Below are 16,626 nucleotides of genomic sequence, written 5' to 3' on the forward strand. Positions count from 1 at the left end.
GAATGCAAGGGTTTACGATTCGTCGCGTTGTGGAGAAAGCCGTCCCACTTCGCGACTTTTTAATGCAAGATATGGGGATTTCTCGAAAGATGCTCACGCTCGTGAAGCATGAAGGGGATATCGAAGTGAATGGCGTGCACCGCACCGTAAGACATGAACTCGAACCAGGAGATGAAGTGATGGTGCGATTCCCGCTTGAAGCCCCCTCACTCGACATGGTCGCCTCAGATCGGCCCATTCGAATTCTGTATGAAGATGATACGCTGTTGGCGGTCGATAAACCGGCAGGGATTGCCACGATTCCATCACGAGTACATCCGACCGATACACTTGCGAACGCTGTACTCGGCTATTATCAACGCATCGGTCTGTCATCTGCGATTCACGTGATCAATCGGCTCGATCGCGACACGAGCGGTGTCGTCTTGTTTGCAAAGTATGGATTTATTCATCATCGATTTAGTGAACTTCAGAAAGCGAATGGATTGGTGCGTACGTACAAGGCATTGGTCGAAGAAGAAGTGACACCACAAACGATTGAAGCACCGATCGGGCGTGCCGAGAATTCGATTATGGAGCGAGTCGTGACAACTGAGGGACAACGCGCCATCACGCATATCCTCGCATGTCAGCCATTTGAGAGCGGCTCGTTATTGACGATTCGACTCGAGACGGGACGGACCCATCAAATTCGCGTGCATTTGCGCCATATCGGTCATCCGCTCATTGGGGACTCCATGTATGGGGGGACGACTCGTATGCCCCGTCACGCCCTTCACAGCGCGTCTGCGCGATTCATTCATCCGATGACAGGGGATGAGATTCAGATTGAGGCGCCAATTCCGGAAGATTTTCGAACTGTATAAAGAAATCCCTCAAGGTAAAACCTTGAGGGATTTTGTCAATCATCATCAAACATATAGGTTTTTGATTTAGAAGCCACGTTCATGACGAGACCGATGGCAATCATGTTCATGATAATCCCTGTTCCCCCGTAACTGACGAACGGGAGGGTAAGTCCAGTGATCGGCAAGACACCGATTGTCATACCGATGTTTTGGAACACTTGGAACGTGAACATGGCGATGACACCGGTGACGATATAACTTCCGAACGCGCTACTAGACTCTAACGCAATGTGAATCATCCGATAGAGGAATAAGAAGAAGACGATGATCACGAGAGCTGCGCCAATGAACCCATAGTGTTCTGCGATAACAGCAAATATGAAGTCCGTTTGAGATTCCGGTAAATAGACGAGACCCTGGCCGTATCCTGCTCCGAACATCTGTCCAGAACCGATTGCCTGTAGCGATTTGATTAATTGGAATGCCAGATCATCTGAATATTCGTAAGGATAAATCCAGGCCTGGAAGCGGTTGAGGGCGTGTCCAGGTACGAATGCTTGTAAGACTTCGAAATGGGCAAAGAACAGATACATGAATGTGCCGATGGTCAAAGCCGCAGCGCTGAAGAGACCAAGAAGCCACTTCCAACCGATTCCCGAGACGATGATGATGGCGCCGAGCATCGTCATCAGAACGAGCCCGGTCCCTAAGTCTGGTTGTGTCACAATCAGCCCGAGCGGCGGGATGGCGACTAGTACCAGTTTCACGAGGAGCCATGTATCGAGTTGTGACGATCCGTAACGTTTATTGTGCTCATAGACGATGGTCGACATAGAAATCAATAAAAAGAGCTTCATGAATTCGGCTGGCTGGAAACTGAATCCAGGCACGTTATACCAACCATACGCCCCGTTAATGTTCGGTACGAGCGACGTGTCACGTAACGGAATCAGACCGACGAGCAGAAGTAGACCGAATGCGTATAAGTACCAATGGATTTTCCGGAGTTGCTCATATTCAATCGTCATGATCGCGAACATTGCAAAAAAGCCGATGACATAACGAATGCCTTGTTCAAGAGCGAAGTTGATATGTTGAAGTCGCGTTGGCAACATCGGTTGAGCGGTATAGATTGCACCGAGACTGATGATCATCAATAGGAAGACGATGGTCAACAGTGTCGTATCTAAACTTTTAAAATATGATTGTATACGGTTCATAATGGAGTCGAATCACCCTTTCTATACGTATTTTATCTTACCGCAACTTAAAAAAATCGCAATACGTAACGAGTCGGTTGACAAAACAGAAACCTTTCTGTAATCTGAGAACAGATATTATCACCAGGTACTAAAAAGGGGAGTTTATGATGTCAATTTATCCAACATTAACGAATAAAACGTACGTCGTCATGGGGATTGCCAACAAGCGCTCGATTGCATGGGCGATTGCCAAAACGCTTGATGAGGCAGGGGCGAAGCTCGTGTTAACGTATGCGGCAGAACGATTCAAATCGGGTCTCGAGTCACTCGCGAGTGAGTTGAAACAAGAAGCGATTCTACTTGAGTGTGATGTGACGAATGACGAAGCGATTGATTCAACATTCCGTTCGATTCACGAACAAGCTGGCGAGATTCAAGGAATCGCGCATTCGATCGCATTTGCTGACAAAGAAGCATTGCGCGGTGAGTTCTCAGAAATGACACGTGGTCAGTTCGCGCAGGCATTAGACATCTCAGCATTTAGTTTGACGGCAGTTGTGAAAGCGGCGAAGCCTTACTTCGCACAAGACGCCTCGGTGATCACACTCACTTACCTCGGCGGCGAGCGTGTCGTTCCGAACTACAACTTGATGGGTGTCGCCAAAGCGGCACTTGATTCGAGCGTCAAGTATTTGGCGAACGAATACGGTCCACATGGTGTGCGTGTCAATGCTATCTCGGCGGGGCCGATTCGTACATTGTCAGCCAAAGGGGTTGGTGATTTCAACAGTATCCTTTCTGAGCTTGAACAGAAGGCGCCATTGCGTCGAAACGTTTCGGCGGAAGAAGTAGCTTCGACAGGTCTCTTCCTCCTCTCGGGGATGGGAAGTGGCGTGACCGGCGAAGTCATTCACGTAGATAGCGGATACCATATTTTATAAGTTTGGGGAATGGCGCAGTGATGCGCCATTTTTGTATTACCTCGTGAATAAATCGGGTAAGGACCTATGAAGGAGGTCAGATCATGGGTCCCTATCAGATTGATTTTACTGTCGTACAATACGTCAACCGACAAGTCCAGCCATCAGGTCGAGCAAGCATCGAACCGGTGACACGAATCAAACGTGTCCAACGAATCCGACCTCGACGTGAAGAATGGCTTGAAGAAGAGCAAGAAAAAAACCCCGGTCGCTATGTCGACCGGAGCATATAAGGTTAGCCTCGGAAACGGAACGTCTCATAGACGTTCCATGTTTCATTTTCGAGTTCATACATGACGGCCATCCGAGTGATCGTCTCTTCGAAATGAACCTGCTCCATACGCATACGTTCGAGGACGTCGAACAGCTCGGCATCGGTCAAATCTTGACCAATCGTGATGTGCGGCAAGAATTCATATTTCGGTGCTTGGTTGAGCACACCTTCATGCAGTTGTTGCTGAAGAGTCGACAAATCACGTGTCGGTAACACTTTTAAATACAAGACATTGTTCGTCGGTGCGAAAGACCGGACGCCATCGACTTTCAACTGAATCGGTTTAGTCGAATCCGCAACTTGTTGCAAGTACTCGAGTACTTTCGGCAAGTCTTCTTCTGACACCTCTGTCCGCTCTTTAATGGTCACGTGAGGTGAAATCAACGCATATTTTGTGTCATAGCGTTTTCGATAAGAGTTCGCAAAATCTTGCACTTGTTTAGACGGAAATAAGACTACCCCAATCTTCATTCCTCTTCCCCCTTTAATCGTTTAACCTACATGTTAATGATGACCGATTTAATGTGGGAAGTCAAAGCAGGGTTCGTCTTTTTTCAATTTTTCAGTATAATGGTTATATCATATAGAGAGACGATGACTCTCTGAACGAAGGGATGTGAAGCGGGATTTCGATCCTGCGCCTATTATGAAACACGTACCACACTCACGTGACGTCCGAGAAGCGGCTCGTGCTCGTTTGCTCGAACGCGGGGTCACGATTGAATCGATTGCTGAAATCGTATACCAGATGCAGGCACCTTATTCGCCACATCTTTCTCTAAAAGATTGTATGGATTCTGTCGAGGCGGTTCTTGATAAACGTGAACTACAACATGCGATTCTCGTGGGATCAGAGCTCGATATGTTGGCTGAAAAAGGGCAATTATCCGAACCGCTTCTGTCGATTATCGCCTCAGACGAAGGTTTATTTGGAGTGGACGAGACGATTGCAATCGGTGCCGTCAACACATATGGTTCGATTGCCGTTACGACTTTCGGATACTTAGACAAGGCAAAAATCGGTATCATCAAACAACTCGACACGAAGATGGATGATGGGCAAGTGCATACGTTCATGGACGATCTCGTCGGTGCCATCGCTGCCAACGCTTCAGGACGATTGGCGCACCGGTTACGAGATATGGTCGATTTCGGAGAAGAAGAGATGCGTGAAAGAAAAGGGTTGTATTGATGAAGTGGACACCGCAGATGGTGGTCATCACCGGGACGGTCGCATATGTGATCGTGTCGGTGTTTGTCGTTTTAGGGGCGGTCGATCCGATGAACACATTCGTATATGAATGGTTACAGCCGCTACCGGATCGAGTGTTTGCCTACGTGACAGAGCTCGGGAGTGCACAAGTCATTGTGGGACTCTCCATATTAGGATTGTTGTTCTGGTATTGGCGTGGGGACCGTATCGAAGCGTGGCGCCTAGCGCTCGTCGGAATCGGGACACTTCTGTTTACTCAAGTGCTGAAGCTCGTCTACGGAATCGACCGACCGCTCATTGATGCATCCCTCGATGCAACGACATACAGTTTTCCGAGCGGACATGCCTCAGGATCGCTTGCACTATATGGATTGACAGCTTATGTACTGTATCGAAAGAAACAGTCGAGAGTCGTCATCTTCATTCTCTTGTGCCTCGTCCTTGCGGTCTCGCTCAGCCGAGTCATCTTAAACGTTCATTACTTTAGTGATGTGCTTGGCGGTTGGCTCGTTGCGTTGACGATGATTGCATTGTCTGAATGGATCATAAGGAGGAGAACGGTTTGATCGTTGTGGTAGATGTAGCAAAATGGTTATTCGTTCAAAAGAAAGAAGCTGATGAGGCATCAGTTCCCACGATATTAGTGGAAAAAGATAGAGAAGGGGCGACATGGTTCACCTCGATGAAAATTTTGTTCCAGTTAAAGAAATGGACGGGTCGACGTCGTTTTGTTCCCCTTTTACTGTGTGATGAGCACACCTATCGTTCATATGAAGTTTTTCATGTCGATGCTGTGCCGTCGTTGGCTCTACTCGACGGGGGGCGGACGTTACTAGTGGACAATAAACGAGATGAGTCATTTGATGTTGTGATACGGGAAAGCGGATTGGAAACAGAAAAATCGATTTTATTGTTCGCGCTTCAGTATATTGAACAGATGACGAATGAATCAGTCGTTTTTGCCGGAGATGAGTCGATTGAGGCGACGCGGATCGTCCCGACAGCATTGTTGGATAAGGCGGACCGCTTAGAATCAGGACGTCGTCTATTTAAATGGATGCATGATGAAGACTTACGTAAGGAGAATCAACATGACTGATTGGGAAATGACATTTCAACAATTATTGGACGAACAAGTGGATGAAGTGAACGTGCCACGCGAAGATTTTTTATCCGTTCGAACCATTTTGATTGAGAAAGGCTGGCTCTTTCAAGTAGTAGGAGAGGCCAAGCATGGTGGCGTGACGATTTATCGCAGAAACCCGGTCACTGCGAATTCATAATGGCAAGAGACGAATGAATATAAAGATTCACTCGTCTCTTTTTTTATGCATTCATGAAGAGACAGAAGTTTGTGGGCGAAGTTCCCAAAAGTCAGTCGTAACCGCTTACATTTTGTGATTGATTTCGTTTTATACTACAGGTGTAGGAGGCCTCTACTATGCAACTGAATGAAAAAAGTAAACGAATCTTAAATGTCATCTTGCATGAAAAGCAAATGACACTAGACACCTTGACGATGATGCTTCCATATTCTCGACGGACAGTCGAATATGAATTGGAACGTATACAAGAATGGCTCGTCGGAAACGGACTATCGAATTTGAAGATGGACGGAACAAAAATAGAATTGACCGTGACAGAGGCGCTAATCGAGCAAGTCGAGTGCGCCGAATTAGTCTGGTCAGAAGAAGAACGAGAGCTTGTCATCACGCTATTCGCGATGACCCAAGTCGAATTTCTATCCAGTTTTCATTTTCAGCACCTATTAGATGTTTCCAAGTATACGGTCCAAGAAAGTTTGAACACCGTTAAAAAGCAGGCGGCCCAATTCGGGATTGATTTTTCTTATACGAGGAAAGAAGGATATCGGTTCAACGGTCATCTCCAAACGGTCGCATTATACGTGTACCGAACAATTGAACAATTGCTTGAGAAGTCAACGTTCGCTCAATTACTCGATTTATGTTTCGATTCTTGGCAAGTTGAGTTTATGGAACGGATCGGACAGATTGAACATTTTGAAAACTTGAATCAGTTTCAGTTTGTCGAAAGCCATCGTGAAAAATTAGCATATTTTCTGATGATTGGGTCTAGGTTATCACCTGACGCATATGTTCAAGATGACGATTCCTGGTTGACAGAAAAAGTCGATGCATCAATCCGAGACAATTTTGAAGATGTTCCACAGCTGTGGGAGACATTGATGATGTTAATTCAAGGTGGTTCAAAAGTGTCGGAAGAAATGGATGAGCTGGTACAGCAAAATCTTGCGTCTATCATGATTGAGGTGATTGAGCGCTTTGAAGGTTTGAGTTGTACACGTGTAATCGAACGCGAAGCGTTATGTGAAAAACTAGTCCTCCATGCGAAAGCGACGCTCAATCGTGTCCATACCGAAATTATGCCGTCAGATGAATTGGAACGATATGTGATGAAGGAGCACCGTGTACTAAATGTAATTGTCGACCGCTCTCTCGACCCGATTCGAGACCAAATTCAGACGAAAATTCCAAGTTCAGAAGTCATGTATTTCACTCTTCATTTTGCGGCCCATCTTCATCAACAGGGGCAACATCTAGATGAAAAAATGAAAGCGATTGTCGTATGTCCAAGCGGGATTAGCGTTTCGCATATGCTCGATCACATTTTGAAAAATCAATTTCCTGACTTTGTGTTTCTGCCACCAATTTCGCAACGGGATGTCTTGGAGTTTGCACCGCTTGTCGATTTGATTTTTACGACGGTGCGATTGCCGCTAGCGGTTCAACAACAAGCACACGTGACGCTTGTTCCGACACTACCGACAAGGCTAGAACAGCTTGCCTTAAAGCGCCAAATCCAACAGCGCTTCATCGCAAATGGGAGCGTCGCCCGAATGGAAGTCGCAGATATTCTCGAAGTGGTGAAGAAATATGCAACAATCCATCAAGAAGCGCAACTAAGAAAAGAATTGAAACATCTGCTACAAGATGAACCGATGAAAGATGAATGGAAAGGGGGACAACCCGTGCTAAATCAACTCGTAACAAAAAAAGAAATCCAACTTGACGATCAAGTATCGGATTGGCAGGAGTCCATTCGTCTCGCGGCCAAACCACTTGTTGATAATGGAACAATCGAATCTCGTTATGTTGAGACGATGATTGAGAACGTCATAGAACATGGTCCGTATATCGTGCTCATGCCACAAATTGCAATCCCTCATGCGAGGCCGGAAGATGGTGTAAATCACCTTGGGATGAGTGTGCTGAAGTTAACAAAACCTGTATTCTTTCCTGGAGAGAAACCGGTTCGTGCTTTCTTTGTCCTAGCGGCAATCGATCAAACGACTCATTTAAAAGCCCTTGCACAGTTGACCGAGCTATTAGGAAATGAACAGGACGTGTCACTTCTTTTAGAAGCAGACACAGTAGACGATATTGTTGAGGTACTCAATCGCTATTCAGAGGAGGAAGAATAATGAAAAAGATTTTAGTGGTATGCGGTAATGGATTAGGCTCGAGCTTTATCATGGAATTGAACGTAAAAAAAGCACTCGAACAAATGGGGAAAGAGGCGGATGTCTCTCATACAGACCTGGCGACGGCACGAACTGAACCAGCAGATATTTATCTCGGAGCTCAGGATATCATCGGAACGTTAGATGATGGTTCAAAAGAAATCGTCGCACTCGAGAACGTGATGAATATTGAAGAAATTAAATCAAAACTAGATGGAAAAGTTTAAGATAGATGAAATTTTATTAGGGGGGAACGCTCATGCTTGATTTGATTATGCGAGATATATTGGGGACACCTGCCATACTGGTTGGACTGTTCGCTTTGATTGGGCTCGTTCTACAGAAGAAAGATATTGCTTCAATCGTCTCTGGTACATTGAAGACAATCATGGGGTTTGTGATTATCGGGGCGGGTGCCGGCGTCATCATAGCGGCACTCGACATATTCGGACAGATGTTCGACGAAGCGTTCAGTATCCGAGGGGTCATTCCGAACAACGAAGCGATCGTTGCGGTTGCGCAAGATGCGTTTGGTGTCGAAACGGCAATGATCATGGTGTTCGGTATGGTTATGAATATCGTGCTCGCACGTATCACGCCATTTAAATACATCTTCTTGACAGGTCACCATACGTTATTTATGGCAAGCTTACTAGCAGCAATTTTATCCGTATCAGGACTCGATGGTACGTTATTGATCATCGTCGGATCGGTATTGCTAGGACTCTGTATGGTCTTATTCCCGGCACTCCTTCAACCTTTTGTACGTCAAATTACTGGCTCTGACGATTTTGCAGTTGGACATTTCGGGTCACTCGGATACTTTGTTTCAGGGACAATCGGAAAATATGCGGGAAACAAAGAGCATTCAACCGAGCAGATTCAAGTACCGAAACAACTTGGTTTTTTACGTGATACGTCGGTAGCAGTTTCGTTGACGATGACCTTACTCTTCGTGGTCGTCGCAATCTTTGCCGGTCCTGCGTTCATTGAAACAGAATTATCAGATGGGTCGAACTATATCGTCTTCTCTATCATCCAAGCCATTACTTTTGCAGCGGGCGTGTATATCGTACTTGCGGGGGTTCGCATGTTGATTGCCGAAATCGTACCTGCCTTTAAAGGGATTGCTGATAAGATGGTTCCGAACGCAAAACCTGCGCTCGATTGTCCGACAGTTTTCCCATTTGCACCAAACGCTGTCATTATTGGATTTCTTGCAAGTTTTGCCGCTGGATTATTTTCGATGTTTCTATTACCGTTGTTTGGTTTGGCGGTCATCGTCCCGGGTCTCGTACCTCACTTCTTTACAGGAGCGACAGCGGGAGTATTCGGGAACGCTACGGGTGGACGTCGAGGAGCGATTCTTGGATCGATTGCTAACGGAATTCTGATTAGTTTCTTACCGGCTTTGTTACTTCCGCTATTAGGGAACTTAGGTTTTGAAAGTACGACGTTTGGAGACTCTGACTTTGCTATTGTGGGCATTCTAGTCAGTTGGCTCGTTTCATTGTTCTCATAATGTGAAAAATGAGGTCTTTCTCCCATATGGAGACAAGACCTCATTTTTTTACGCGTTCGAAGCGAGTTTGATTTTTTGTCGTTTCATCTTGTGTAGTAACCAAGCATAGAGGACTTCACAAGAATTGTGAGGAAGGATCAGCTCCACCAAAGGGTGAGCGTGACCAAATATAGTGAAGCGCGAATGGTCTTCGTCGAGCAGAGAGACTTGAATATCCGTCGCATCCTGTAGTGAAATGCGCTGTTCCCCTGCGTGAGCATCTTTAAGTTTCAGCATTTTTCCATTCGTCGCAAACTTGGTGAACGATGAGACTCCTTGTACTTTCAGTTGTTCCATTTCGTGTATCTATCCATCGCGTGATGAATAGATTTTCACCTCGCTTTCTCTATATTGCCTTCCATTCCTCCAGAAGGTTATTCCTAGTATAACGCCTCGTTCGAAAAAGAAAAGTGTTAATTTAACAAAAAATTAAGACAATTTGTTATCAATTTTTAAGAATAGCGTTCAACCCTGTCTAGCATAGGAATAAGGTTGAAACAATCGGTCTGAAAATAACAAAAAAGAACCCCGTTTTCAGAGGTTCGCATCTATTGGTTACATGTATGACCTTATAATCGCTCAATCTGCCATGTACGACGGCGATACAACAACTGTCCTTTTAAGGCGATGGATTCTTTCTTCGCATCGAAGTCCTCTTCAAGAACGGACATGTCTTCATAGCGACCCGCTACATAGAATGAGATGACGATTTGGCGATTGAACAAACTGCGTTTCGTATGATCGAAATCGATGATCAGACCTTGAGGTGCCAACTCGAGTAATTCATCAATGACAGGAAGTGGAATCGGAACAAAACTGATGTTACGAATATCACGATCAAGTTTACTTTGCAACATGTTTTGAACGAAACGATTGATTGTCGACCAATCGCGAATATAAAGACTGCTATGTCGATCGTTTGCTTCATTGAAGAATACAATCTCATTATCGAGCGAATCCAAGAACGGCTTCTTGATTCCGCGTTCCATATGACTTAAAAACAAGATTTCTGCAATTTCATGATCGGACAGAGTTTCGAGCGTGTTGTAGTCCGGAAAATCGATCGCTGTGAATGTTGTTTGGTTATTCAAATACTTAGACGAGAACGAAGATAGTTCATGCGCTTCAATATAACGAAAACGCGACCTCGAGGATTGTCTCATCCCTTTGATATCCGTTCGACAAATAATCATCGGTCTCGTCACGGAAAGCGCTTCTGTTACATCCGCCAACGTCACACCATGGAGTGTGAAGCGTTGGACGTCCCGGTCTTGCTTCAAATAAAAGAGTTGTTTTGACATATGGTATCCCCTCAGTTTGACATACTACGATTATAGTAGCAAAAACACATGCTTTCCGCCATCTTAAGACGGTACCAGAGGGTTGAGTTCGATACATTTGGGAAAATAGAAGTATAATTGAGGAAACGAATAGGAAAGGCGGGTTACACATGTGGGGATTAAAACGGAGTTTTCCTGAGCTCGCTACGCCCCGGTTTATCCTGCGAGAGCTAGAACCGCGTGATGCTAGAGCACTATATACCATTCTATCCACTGAGGAAGTGATGCGATATTATGGGTCGGACCCGTTGCTTGCCGTCTATGAGGCGAAGAACGTGATCGCTTACTTTAAAGATCAATTTCAGCAAGGGAAGGCCATTCGCTGGGCGATATGCGATCGGATGACGAATGAATTGGTTGGAACGATTGGATTCCATAATTGGACGCCCCAATATTATCGCGCCGAAATCGGGTTTGAGGTTTCCCCTCACTATTGGAGACAAGGGGTGGCTTTCGAAGCCGCTTCAGCTGTCATTCAATACGGTTTTGAAGAATTCAAGTTTCATCGAATCTCTGCGTTGGTCGCACCAGGGAATGAAGGGTCGAATCGACTCGTTCAAAAATTGGGATTTATTGAAGAGGGACTTCTACAAGATTATGCATATAGCCATGGTCGATTCATGGATTTGACTATGTATCGGCTACTCAAAACAGAATGGGAAGAAAAGGAGCACTCGATGATATGAAAGCACTCGTATTGTTACATGGGTTGTGCGGTTCTCCAAAGTACTTTGAACAATTGGAACCGCTATTGAATGCCGAAGTCCACACGCTCACATTACCCGGTCATGCTGGGACGGACGTGGGGCCGGAAACGATGGATCATTTTGCGGACTGGGTCATCGAAGAAATTCGTCTTCGAGGCCTTGAGCGTCCCCTTGTATGTGGGCATTCTTTCGGAGGCTACGTGACGACTAACCTCGTGCGTCGCTATGGAACAGAAATATCAGGATTTGTATTGATTCACTCGACGGCTGCCGCGGATACAGAAGCGGCGCGGGAGAAGCGAAACGGTGCCATTCATCAAGTCATCGAAGAAGGGGTCGAGCCGTTTATTGACGGAATGATTCCAAATGTCTTCTCAAGTGATTCCGACCCGGCGCTCGTTCAACAAGCGATTGCAATCGGATATGAGATGACGGTCGAGGGAATCGTGAACGCGCAACAGGCGATCCGGGATCGTGAAGACGAAGTGGACACCGTCGAAACGACTGACCTCCCCGGCCTATTCATTTACGGCTCAAAAGACCCGAATATGAATGAGGAGCGGGCGTTTTTAGGTGCGTCACGACATACTAAAGCAATCGTTCCGTTCAGTCATATGGGGATGATGGAATCCCCTGAAGAAGAAGCAAAAATCATGAACGAATGGATGCAGGAGGTGGATCATGGAAAAGTATAAGTTAATCGCTATGTCAGGAAGTCTTCGAAAGAAATCTTTTAATACCGCTCTTTTGCATTCGATCATTGAACTGGCTCAAGATGATTTCGACATTGAAGTCGTCTCCATCGAACTTCCACTGTTCAATGATGATTTGATTGATCCAGATGAACCAGAGGTTGTGGCTACTTTGAAGCAAGTCGTTCGGGAAGCTGATGGATTATTGATTGTCACCCCCGAATATAACCATAGCATCCCGGGCGTCCTAAAGAATGCGATCGACTGGCTTTCGCTCGAGCCAGGGACGCCACTTCGGGATAAACCGGTCATGATCGCCGGGGCCTCGCCTGGCATACTTGGAACCGCCAGATGCCAAATCCATCTCCGACAAGTATTTGCCACAAATCGTGCAAATGTTTTACCGGGAAATGAAATTTTCATCACGCATTGTAAAGAAAAGATTGATGATAGTGGGTTGCACGATGAGAAGTCGATTAATCAAATTAACAAAACATTATCGGAATATCGTAAATGGATAGAATTTTGGAAGCGTAACACAAAAAATTAACTTGAAGTCGCTCATGTTGTTTGATAGAAAGGAATTGTGAAAACAAACACAAGAGGAGCGACACCAAAATGGAAACTTACATCGAACTGTACAATGGCGGCGAATTAGGTGATCGGGCGGTAATGAACGATGGGATGACATTTGGACGAATGACGATTGTTGAATTGTTCTATCAATCCAATCATATTTTTGGTTACGTGAAAGAAGATGGTGAAAAACGTTTCTTCCTTGAACCGATTTCAGAGGACGACACATTTACTGTGGATGGGACGACGTATTCACTCCAACAGTTTATCGCGTTGTTTTAAGTAAAATAGAGGATTGATCGAACGCAAGCGACTCGCTTGCGTTTTTTTGTCATTTTCGTCACGATGAAAAGTGAGGTGATGAGGATGAAACTAGTAGCAATCGAACCGACACCAAGTCCGAATAACTTGAAAATCATTGTGGACCCTCCGTTCGAAGGGAGAGGCATAACGTACGATAAAGCGAGTACGGATGCCCCAGCCATCATTCAAGAAATCATTGGGCTTCGAGGCGTCAAATCCGTTTACGCCGTGTCTGATTTTCTCGCTGTCGAGCGACATCCGAAACATGATTGGCATGACGTCATGAATGAAATCCGACGGGCGTTCGGGGAACAAGTTGAGGAAGTCGAATCCACAAAGATGGATACGGACTATGAACCAGTCCATGTATCCGTCCAGTTCGTGCTCGATGTACCGATGCAATTAAAACTCGTCAAAGGGGACGAAGAAAAACGAATCGGGCTGTCGAAACGATTTGTCGATGCAGCGATGGAAGTTCAAGCACAAGTGAAGAATGTCATTCAAGACCGTCGTTGGGTAGAGCAAGCCCCACGCTATGGTGAATTGGATGAAGTCAGTGTCATCGCGCAAGAAGAATTGGAAGCGGCGTATCCTGAAGAGCGCATCGAACGGATCGTGGCCCGTGCGTTTGGTCGTGAAGCAGATTTTGAGGCAAACGCGAACCATTTGCAGTCGGAAAATTGGAAAGATCGGATGGCATTCCTGGATGAACTTGAAATCCATCATGAGAATATGCCCTATTTCCGTCGTGCCTTGGAAGATTCCGTGATGGCAATTCGTCGACAAGCGGTCGTCATGATCGGGATGTTTGAAGAACGACGTGAGGAATATGTCACATATATTGAACAAGCTTTAGTGGACGCTTCTCCTATTGTGCGACGAACAGCTGGGGATACGGTCTCCGATTGGGCATTACCTCAGTCACAACCTTCAATGATTGAGGCGCTGAAAGATAAAAACAAACTCGTACGTTGGCGAGCGGCTCGTTTCTTATTCGATTGTGGAGATGAACGGGCTGTACCTGCCTTGTCAATCGCGGAGGAAGATCGCGAGTTCGAGGTCTCTTTACAAGCGCGACTTGCGAAAGAGCGGATCACGAGCGGCGAGACAGCACTCGGGACGGTATGGCAACAAATTTCGAACCGCTCGAAATGAGGTTTCGTTCGACATGTGTCGAATCATTTTGATTTACAATTTAAGGTAAAGAGGAGCATCTGCATTGCGGATTGCTCCTTTTTTTCACAAAAACACATGCACATTTCCCCAATTGACTAACATTTGATGTAAACGTTTCGACAATAGGTAAAATGTCATTGTTGTGCTGTCGAACGATAGGACATATATCTTGGTTTCAGATTGGTACACTAGATTTATCACAGATGAACAAAGGAGCCATACTTATGATATTGTTTGCAGAAACGCCTGAACTTGTAGCTTATAAGGAAGTAGTAGGAGAAACGATGGTCGTCACGTTTGAATCGATGCACAGTGAGACGTTCTCTGTCACGGCTCAAGTCCGGTCTGATCTCGATATCGCAGATTCATTGTTCATGACCGGTTGGCAACAATACATGGAACAAACTAAAGTTTCGTAAAAAAGGTAAATAATATAAGGGAAATCATTACAAACGTCTGCACATTGTATACACTAGTGCTATAGACGTTTTTTATTTTGTTGAGGAGAGTGGGATCCATGAAGAAAACTTGGTTGCTCGCCGTAGTGACGGCAATCTTATTAGTCGTAGCGGGATGTGGGAAAGAAGAGGCGAAACCGAGTCAAGTAAACAGTGATTCGTCTGAACCACCGGCTCCATTGACGCTCGACACGGAAATGGCATACGATTCAGCAGCCCAAGCATTATCAGCAACAATCAAAATGACGAACCCAAATGAGGAAGCCGTGGATGTGACATTCAATACGTCACAGCGCTATCAGTTGATTATCAAACAAGGTGACAAAATCGTGTTTGATTATGGTAGCGAATTTATGTTCACGGAATCGATTATCGAAGAAAAGTGGGCAGCGGATGAACAAAAGATCTTCGATGAGGTCTTCCTGTTAGATGAATTAGAGGCTGGCGAATATTCGGTCGAAGTGATTGGGCTCGGTCAAGTTGATGGGGCACCTGAAATTGCTGTGACAGATGAGACGACGTTCACGGTTGAATCTGCTGCAACAGAAACTCCGGATGAAGGTACATCAGAAACACCGGAAGAAACACCAGCAACAGAGCCGCAATCGGACGGTGCGTTCCGTGATGTACAAATTGATTTGAATGACACGATGATTCAAGTGAGCGGGTATACGGATGAAGTCGAGTTCGAGTGGTCTGTGTCAGACGGACATAATATTTACGCTCAAGGCGCAGCCGAAGTGACCGGCGGTGGCTTCACGTTTGGGGTATTGCTCGATGAAGCACCGGCGAAAGATCAACCGTTGTTCTTAGAAATGACACCAATCGGTGGAGAGGTCACATCATTTAAAGTTCAATAAAGCCATGGCGGAAACTGTTGTTTCCGTCTTTCTTTTTGAGACGCTAGTTGACGGGGTATAAGGATTATCAGACAATAAAGCAAAATGAGAGCATAGTGGGAGGGCAATCCATGCAACAACATATCATTGAATCAACACATGTCAAACCGACCATCAACCCGAAAGAAGAAATTCGTCAACGCATCGACTTTTTGAAAGCATATGTGAAACGAGCCGGTGCGAAAGGACTCGTCCTAGGTATCTCAGGTGGGCAAGACTCAAGCCTTGCCGGAAAGCTATGTCAACTCGCCATGGAAGAGCTTCGTGAAGAAACGGGTGGCGAGTATACATTTTATGCGATCAGATTGCCATATGGTGAGCAACACGATGAGCATGACGCGCAACTTGCGCTTGAGTTCATTCGTCCGGACAAATCGTTCACTGTCAACATTAAGCCTGCTGTTGACGCATCGGTTGAAGCGTTTAACCGTGCAACGGGTCTCGAATTGAGTGACTTCCATAAAGGGAACACGAAGGCACGTGAGCGGATGAAGGCACAATACGATATCGCGGCAACATTCGGTGCCCTTGTGGTCGGAACGGATCATGCTGCGGAATATGTGACAGGATTTTATACAAAACACGGTGACGGAGCTTGTGACCTCACACCGTTGACCGGTTTGAACAAACGTCAAGGGAAAGCACTTCTCCATGAACTTGAAGCGCATGAGCGTGTGATTTATAAGGTGCCGACGGCTGACCTTGAAGATGGTCGCCCTGGACTTCCTGACGAAGTCGCACTCGGTATGACGTATGATCAGCTGGACGACTATTTGGAAGGGAAGACAATCGACCCAACAATCGCCGAGCGAATCGAGACAATTTTCAAACGTTCACGCCACAAGCATCACATGCCTGCCTCGTTGTACGACGAATGGTGGCAATGAAAAAAGGA

22 protein-coding genes are annotated in these 16,626 nt (G+C 45.8%); 18 read left to right on the forward strand and 4 right to left on the reverse strand.

Annotated features, from left to right (window positions below; all coding sequences use genetic code 11):
• Positions 1 to 2: 2 nt before the first annotated feature.
• Complete coding sequence (locus GVY42_RS00835; protein ID WP_159562022.1) at positions 3 to 866, forward strand: RluA family pseudouridine synthase; 864 nt, start codon at positions 3 to 5, stop codon at positions 864 to 866.
• 35 nt (positions 867 to 901) lie between these two features.
• Here the strand turns inward: GVY42_RS00835 and GVY42_RS00840 are convergent, their stop codons facing one another.
• Positions 902 to 2,068 carry an FtsW/RodA/SpoVE family cell cycle protein gene (locus tag GVY42_RS00840; RefSeq protein ID WP_031421494.1) on the reverse strand — a complete coding sequence of 389 codons (1,167 nt, stop codon included), beginning with the start codon at positions 2,066 to 2,068 and terminating at the stop codon, positions 902 to 904.
• Positions 2,069 to 2,217: 149 nt separating this feature from the next.
• Between GVY42_RS00840 and fabI the strand changes: the two genes are divergently transcribed.
• Both fabI and GVY42_RS00850 read left to right on the forward strand, forming a co-directional pair.
• Positions 2,218 to 2,991: an enoyl-ACP reductase FabI gene (gene fabI / locus GVY42_RS00845; protein ID WP_159562023.1), complete on the forward strand. Its 774-nt coding sequence runs from the start codon at positions 2,218 to 2,220 to the stop codon at positions 2,989 to 2,991.
• Positions 2,992 to 3,074: 83 nt separating this feature from the next.
• On the forward strand, positions 3,075 to 3,263 hold the full coding sequence (locus GVY42_RS00850; RefSeq protein WP_015881231.1) for a hypothetical protein: 189 nt from the start codon (positions 3,075 to 3,077) through the stop codon (positions 3,261 to 3,263).
• 2 nt (positions 3,264 to 3,265) lie between these two features.
• On the opposite strand, the gene GVY42_RS00855 is transcribed toward GVY42_RS00850, so the two are convergent.
• Positions 3,266 to 3,775 (reverse strand): YjcG family protein, encoded by a 510-nt coding sequence (locus GVY42_RS00855; RefSeq protein ID WP_159562024.1) that lies wholly within the window; start codon positions 3,773 to 3,775, stop codon positions 3,266 to 3,268.
• Positions 3,776 to 3,950: 175 nt separating this feature from the next.
• Between GVY42_RS00855 and GVY42_RS00860 the strand changes: the two genes are divergently transcribed.
• The 7 genes from GVY42_RS00860 (at position 3,951) to GVY42_RS00890 (ending at position 9,541) form a co-directional block, all read left to right on the forward strand.
• A complete protein-coding gene (locus GVY42_RS00860; RefSeq protein WP_015881233.1) occupies positions 3,951 to 4,496 on the forward strand; it encodes a phosphatidylglycerophosphatase A in 546 nt (181 codons plus the stop codon).
• Positions 4,496 to 5,083 (forward strand): phosphatase PAP2 family protein, encoded by a 588-nt coding sequence (locus tag GVY42_RS00865; RefSeq protein ID WP_074037404.1) that lies wholly within the window; start codon positions 4,496 to 4,498, stop codon positions 5,081 to 5,083. The genes GVY42_RS00860 and GVY42_RS00865 overlap by 1 nt, the downstream gene beginning before the upstream one ends.
• Positions 5,080 to 5,616, forward strand: coding sequence for a hypothetical protein (locus GVY42_RS00870; protein ID WP_159562025.1), 537 nt, complete (start codon positions 5,080 to 5,082; stop codon positions 5,614 to 5,616). Before GVY42_RS00865 ends, GVY42_RS00870 begins: the two co-directional genes overlap by 4 nt.
• A complete protein-coding gene (locus GVY42_RS00875) occupies positions 5,609 to 5,800 on the forward strand; it encodes a hypothetical protein (RefSeq protein WP_074037402.1) in 192 nt (63 codons plus the stop codon). The genes GVY42_RS00870 and GVY42_RS00875 overlap by 8 nt, the downstream gene beginning before the upstream one ends.
• 158 nt (positions 5,801 to 5,958) lie before the next feature.
• Positions 5,959 to 7,980, forward strand: coding sequence for a PTS sugar transporter subunit IIA (locus GVY42_RS00880; protein ID WP_159562026.1), 2,022 nt, complete (start codon positions 5,959 to 5,961; stop codon positions 7,978 to 7,980).
• Positions 7,980 to 8,246, forward strand: a complete 267-nt coding sequence (locus tag GVY42_RS00885) for a PTS sugar transporter subunit IIB (protein WP_074037399.1) — start codon at positions 7,980 to 7,982, stop codon at positions 8,244 to 8,246. The genes GVY42_RS00880 and GVY42_RS00885 overlap by 1 nt, the downstream gene beginning before the upstream one ends.
• Before the next feature lie 32 nt (positions 8,247 to 8,278).
• Positions 8,279 to 9,541 carry a PTS ascorbate transporter subunit IIC gene (locus GVY42_RS00890; RefSeq protein WP_074037398.1) on the forward strand — a complete coding sequence of 421 codons (1,263 nt, stop codon included), beginning with the start codon at positions 8,279 to 8,281 and terminating at the stop codon, positions 9,539 to 9,541.
• A gap of 48 nt (positions 9,542 to 9,589) precedes the next feature.
• Here the strand turns inward: GVY42_RS00890 and GVY42_RS00895 are convergent, their stop codons facing one another.
• Positions 9,590 to 9,877: a hypothetical protein gene (locus GVY42_RS00895; RefSeq protein ID WP_074037396.1), complete on the reverse strand. Its 288-nt coding sequence runs from the start codon at positions 9,875 to 9,877 to the stop codon at positions 9,590 to 9,592.
• A gap of 272 nt (positions 9,878 to 10,149) precedes the next feature.
• Entirely contained in the window at positions 10,150 to 10,881 is a 732-nt protein-coding gene (locus GVY42_RS00900) for a hypothetical protein (RefSeq protein WP_074037395.1), read from the reverse strand.
• Positions 10,882 to 11,030: 149 nt separating this feature from the next.
• Here GVY42_RS00900 and GVY42_RS00905 point away from each other — a divergent pair, with 149 nt between their 5' ends.
• From GVY42_RS00905 to nadE, 8 genes are all read left to right on the forward strand, one after another.
• Positions 11,031 to 11,606, forward strand: coding sequence for a GNAT family N-acetyltransferase (locus tag GVY42_RS00905; RefSeq protein WP_015881239.1), 576 nt, complete (start codon positions 11,031 to 11,033; stop codon positions 11,604 to 11,606).
• Positions 11,603 to 12,322 (forward strand): alpha/beta fold hydrolase, encoded by a 720-nt coding sequence (locus GVY42_RS00910; RefSeq protein WP_159562027.1) that lies wholly within the window; start codon positions 11,603 to 11,605, stop codon positions 12,320 to 12,322. The genes GVY42_RS00905 and GVY42_RS00910 overlap by 4 nt, the downstream gene beginning before the upstream one ends.
• The gene (locus tag GVY42_RS00915; RefSeq protein WP_159562028.1) at positions 12,309 to 12,869 is read left to right on the forward strand and encodes an NADPH-dependent FMN reductase; all 561 of its coding nucleotides are present in this window, start codon (positions 12,309 to 12,311) and stop codon (positions 12,867 to 12,869) included. Before GVY42_RS00910 ends, GVY42_RS00915 begins: the two co-directional genes overlap by 14 nt.
• A gap of 68 nt (positions 12,870 to 12,937) precedes the next feature.
• Positions 12,938 to 13,177: a hypothetical protein gene (locus GVY42_RS00920; RefSeq protein WP_015881242.1), complete on the forward strand. Its 240-nt coding sequence runs from the start codon at positions 12,938 to 12,940 to the stop codon at positions 13,175 to 13,177.
• Positions 13,178 to 13,261: 84 nt separating this feature from the next.
• A complete protein-coding gene (locus tag GVY42_RS00925; RefSeq protein ID WP_074037949.1) occupies positions 13,262 to 14,353 on the forward strand; it encodes a virulence factor in 1,092 nt (363 codons plus the stop codon).
• Between the two features lie 245 nt (positions 14,354 to 14,598).
• Entirely contained in the window at positions 14,599 to 14,793 is a 195-nt protein-coding gene (locus GVY42_RS00930; protein ID WP_074037391.1) for a hypothetical protein, read from the forward strand.
• Between the two features lie 98 nt (positions 14,794 to 14,891).
• On the forward strand, positions 14,892 to 15,692 hold the full coding sequence (locus tag GVY42_RS00935; protein WP_159562029.1) for a BsuPI-related putative proteinase inhibitor: 801 nt from the start codon (positions 14,892 to 14,894) through the stop codon (positions 15,690 to 15,692).
• A 110-nt stretch (positions 15,693 to 15,802) separates the two neighbouring features.
• Positions 15,803 to 16,618, forward strand: a complete 816-nt coding sequence (gene nadE, locus GVY42_RS00940) for an ammonia-dependent NAD(+) synthetase (protein WP_074037388.1) — start codon at positions 15,803 to 15,805, stop codon at positions 16,616 to 16,618.
• The last annotated feature ends 8 nt before the right edge of the window (positions 16,619 to 16,626 follow it).

This window comes from Exiguobacterium sp. 8A (genome assembly GCF_902506275.1).
Classification (GTDB): Bacteria; Bacillota; Bacilli; order Exiguobacteriales; family Exiguobacteriaceae; genus Exiguobacterium; species Exiguobacterium profundum.

Excerpts from the sequence above, each read along its gene's own strand:
- GVY42_RS00835 (WP_159562022.1), top strand. The coding sequence starts at position 3 with ATGCAAGGGTTTACGATTCGTCGCGTTGTGGAGAAAGCCGTCCCACTT.
- GVY42_RS00840 (WP_031421494.1), bottom strand. The coding sequence starts at position 2,068 with ATGAACCGTATACAATCATATTTTAAAAGTTTAGATACGACACTGTTG.
- fabI (WP_159562023.1), top strand. The coding sequence starts at position 2,218 with ATGTCAATTTATCCAACATTAACGAATAAAACGTACGTCGTCATGGGG.
- GVY42_RS00850 (WP_015881231.1), top strand. The coding sequence starts at position 3,075 with ATGGGTCCCTATCAGATTGATTTTACTGTCGTACAATACGTCAACCGA.
- GVY42_RS00855 (WP_159562024.1), bottom strand. The coding sequence starts at position 3,775 with ATGAAGATTGGGGTAGTCTTATTTCCGTCTAAACAAGTGCAAGATTTT.
- GVY42_RS00860 (WP_015881233.1), top strand. The coding sequence starts at position 3,951 with ATGAAACACGTACCACACTCACGTGACGTCCGAGAAGCGGCTCGTGCT.
- GVY42_RS00865 (WP_074037404.1), top strand. The coding sequence starts at position 4,496 with ATGAAGTGGACACCGCAGATGGTGGTCATCACCGGGACGGTCGCATAT.
- GVY42_RS00875 (WP_074037402.1), top strand. The coding sequence starts at position 5,609 with ATGACTGATTGGGAAATGACATTTCAACAATTATTGGACGAACAAGTG.
- GVY42_RS00880 (WP_159562026.1), top strand. The coding sequence starts at position 5,959 with ATGCAACTGAATGAAAAAAGTAAACGAATCTTAAATGTCATCTTGCAT.
- GVY42_RS00885 (WP_074037399.1), top strand. The coding sequence starts at position 7,980 with ATGAAAAAGATTTTAGTGGTATGCGGTAATGGATTAGGCTCGAGCTTT.
- GVY42_RS00890 (WP_074037398.1), top strand. The coding sequence starts at position 8,279 with ATGCTTGATTTGATTATGCGAGATATATTGGGGACACCTGCCATACTG.
- GVY42_RS00895 (WP_074037396.1), bottom strand. The coding sequence starts at position 9,877 with ATGGAACAACTGAAAGTACAAGGAGTCTCATCGTTCACCAAGTTTGCG.
- GVY42_RS00900 (WP_074037395.1), bottom strand. The coding sequence starts at position 10,881 with ATGTCAAAACAACTCTTTTATTTGAAGCAAGACCGGGACGTCCAACGC.
- GVY42_RS00905 (WP_015881239.1), top strand. The coding sequence starts at position 11,031 with ATGTGGGGATTAAAACGGAGTTTTCCTGAGCTCGCTACGCCCCGGTTT.
- GVY42_RS00910 (WP_159562027.1), top strand. The coding sequence starts at position 11,603 with ATGAAAGCACTCGTATTGTTACATGGGTTGTGCGGTTCTCCAAAGTAC.
- GVY42_RS00915 (WP_159562028.1), top strand. The coding sequence starts at position 12,309 with ATGGAAAAGTATAAGTTAATCGCTATGTCAGGAAGTCTTCGAAAGAAA.
- GVY42_RS00920 (WP_015881242.1), top strand. The coding sequence starts at position 12,938 with ATGGAAACTTACATCGAACTGTACAATGGCGGCGAATTAGGTGATCGG.
- GVY42_RS00925 (WP_074037949.1), top strand. The coding sequence starts at position 13,262 with ATGAAACTAGTAGCAATCGAACCGACACCAAGTCCGAATAACTTGAAA.
- GVY42_RS00930 (WP_074037391.1), top strand. The coding sequence starts at position 14,599 with ATGATATTGTTTGCAGAAACGCCTGAACTTGTAGCTTATAAGGAAGTA.
- GVY42_RS00935 (WP_159562029.1), top strand. The coding sequence starts at position 14,892 with ATGAAGAAAACTTGGTTGCTCGCCGTAGTGACGGCAATCTTATTAGTC.
- nadE (WP_074037388.1), top strand. The coding sequence starts at position 15,803 with ATGCAACAACATATCATTGAATCAACACATGTCAAACCGACCATCAAC.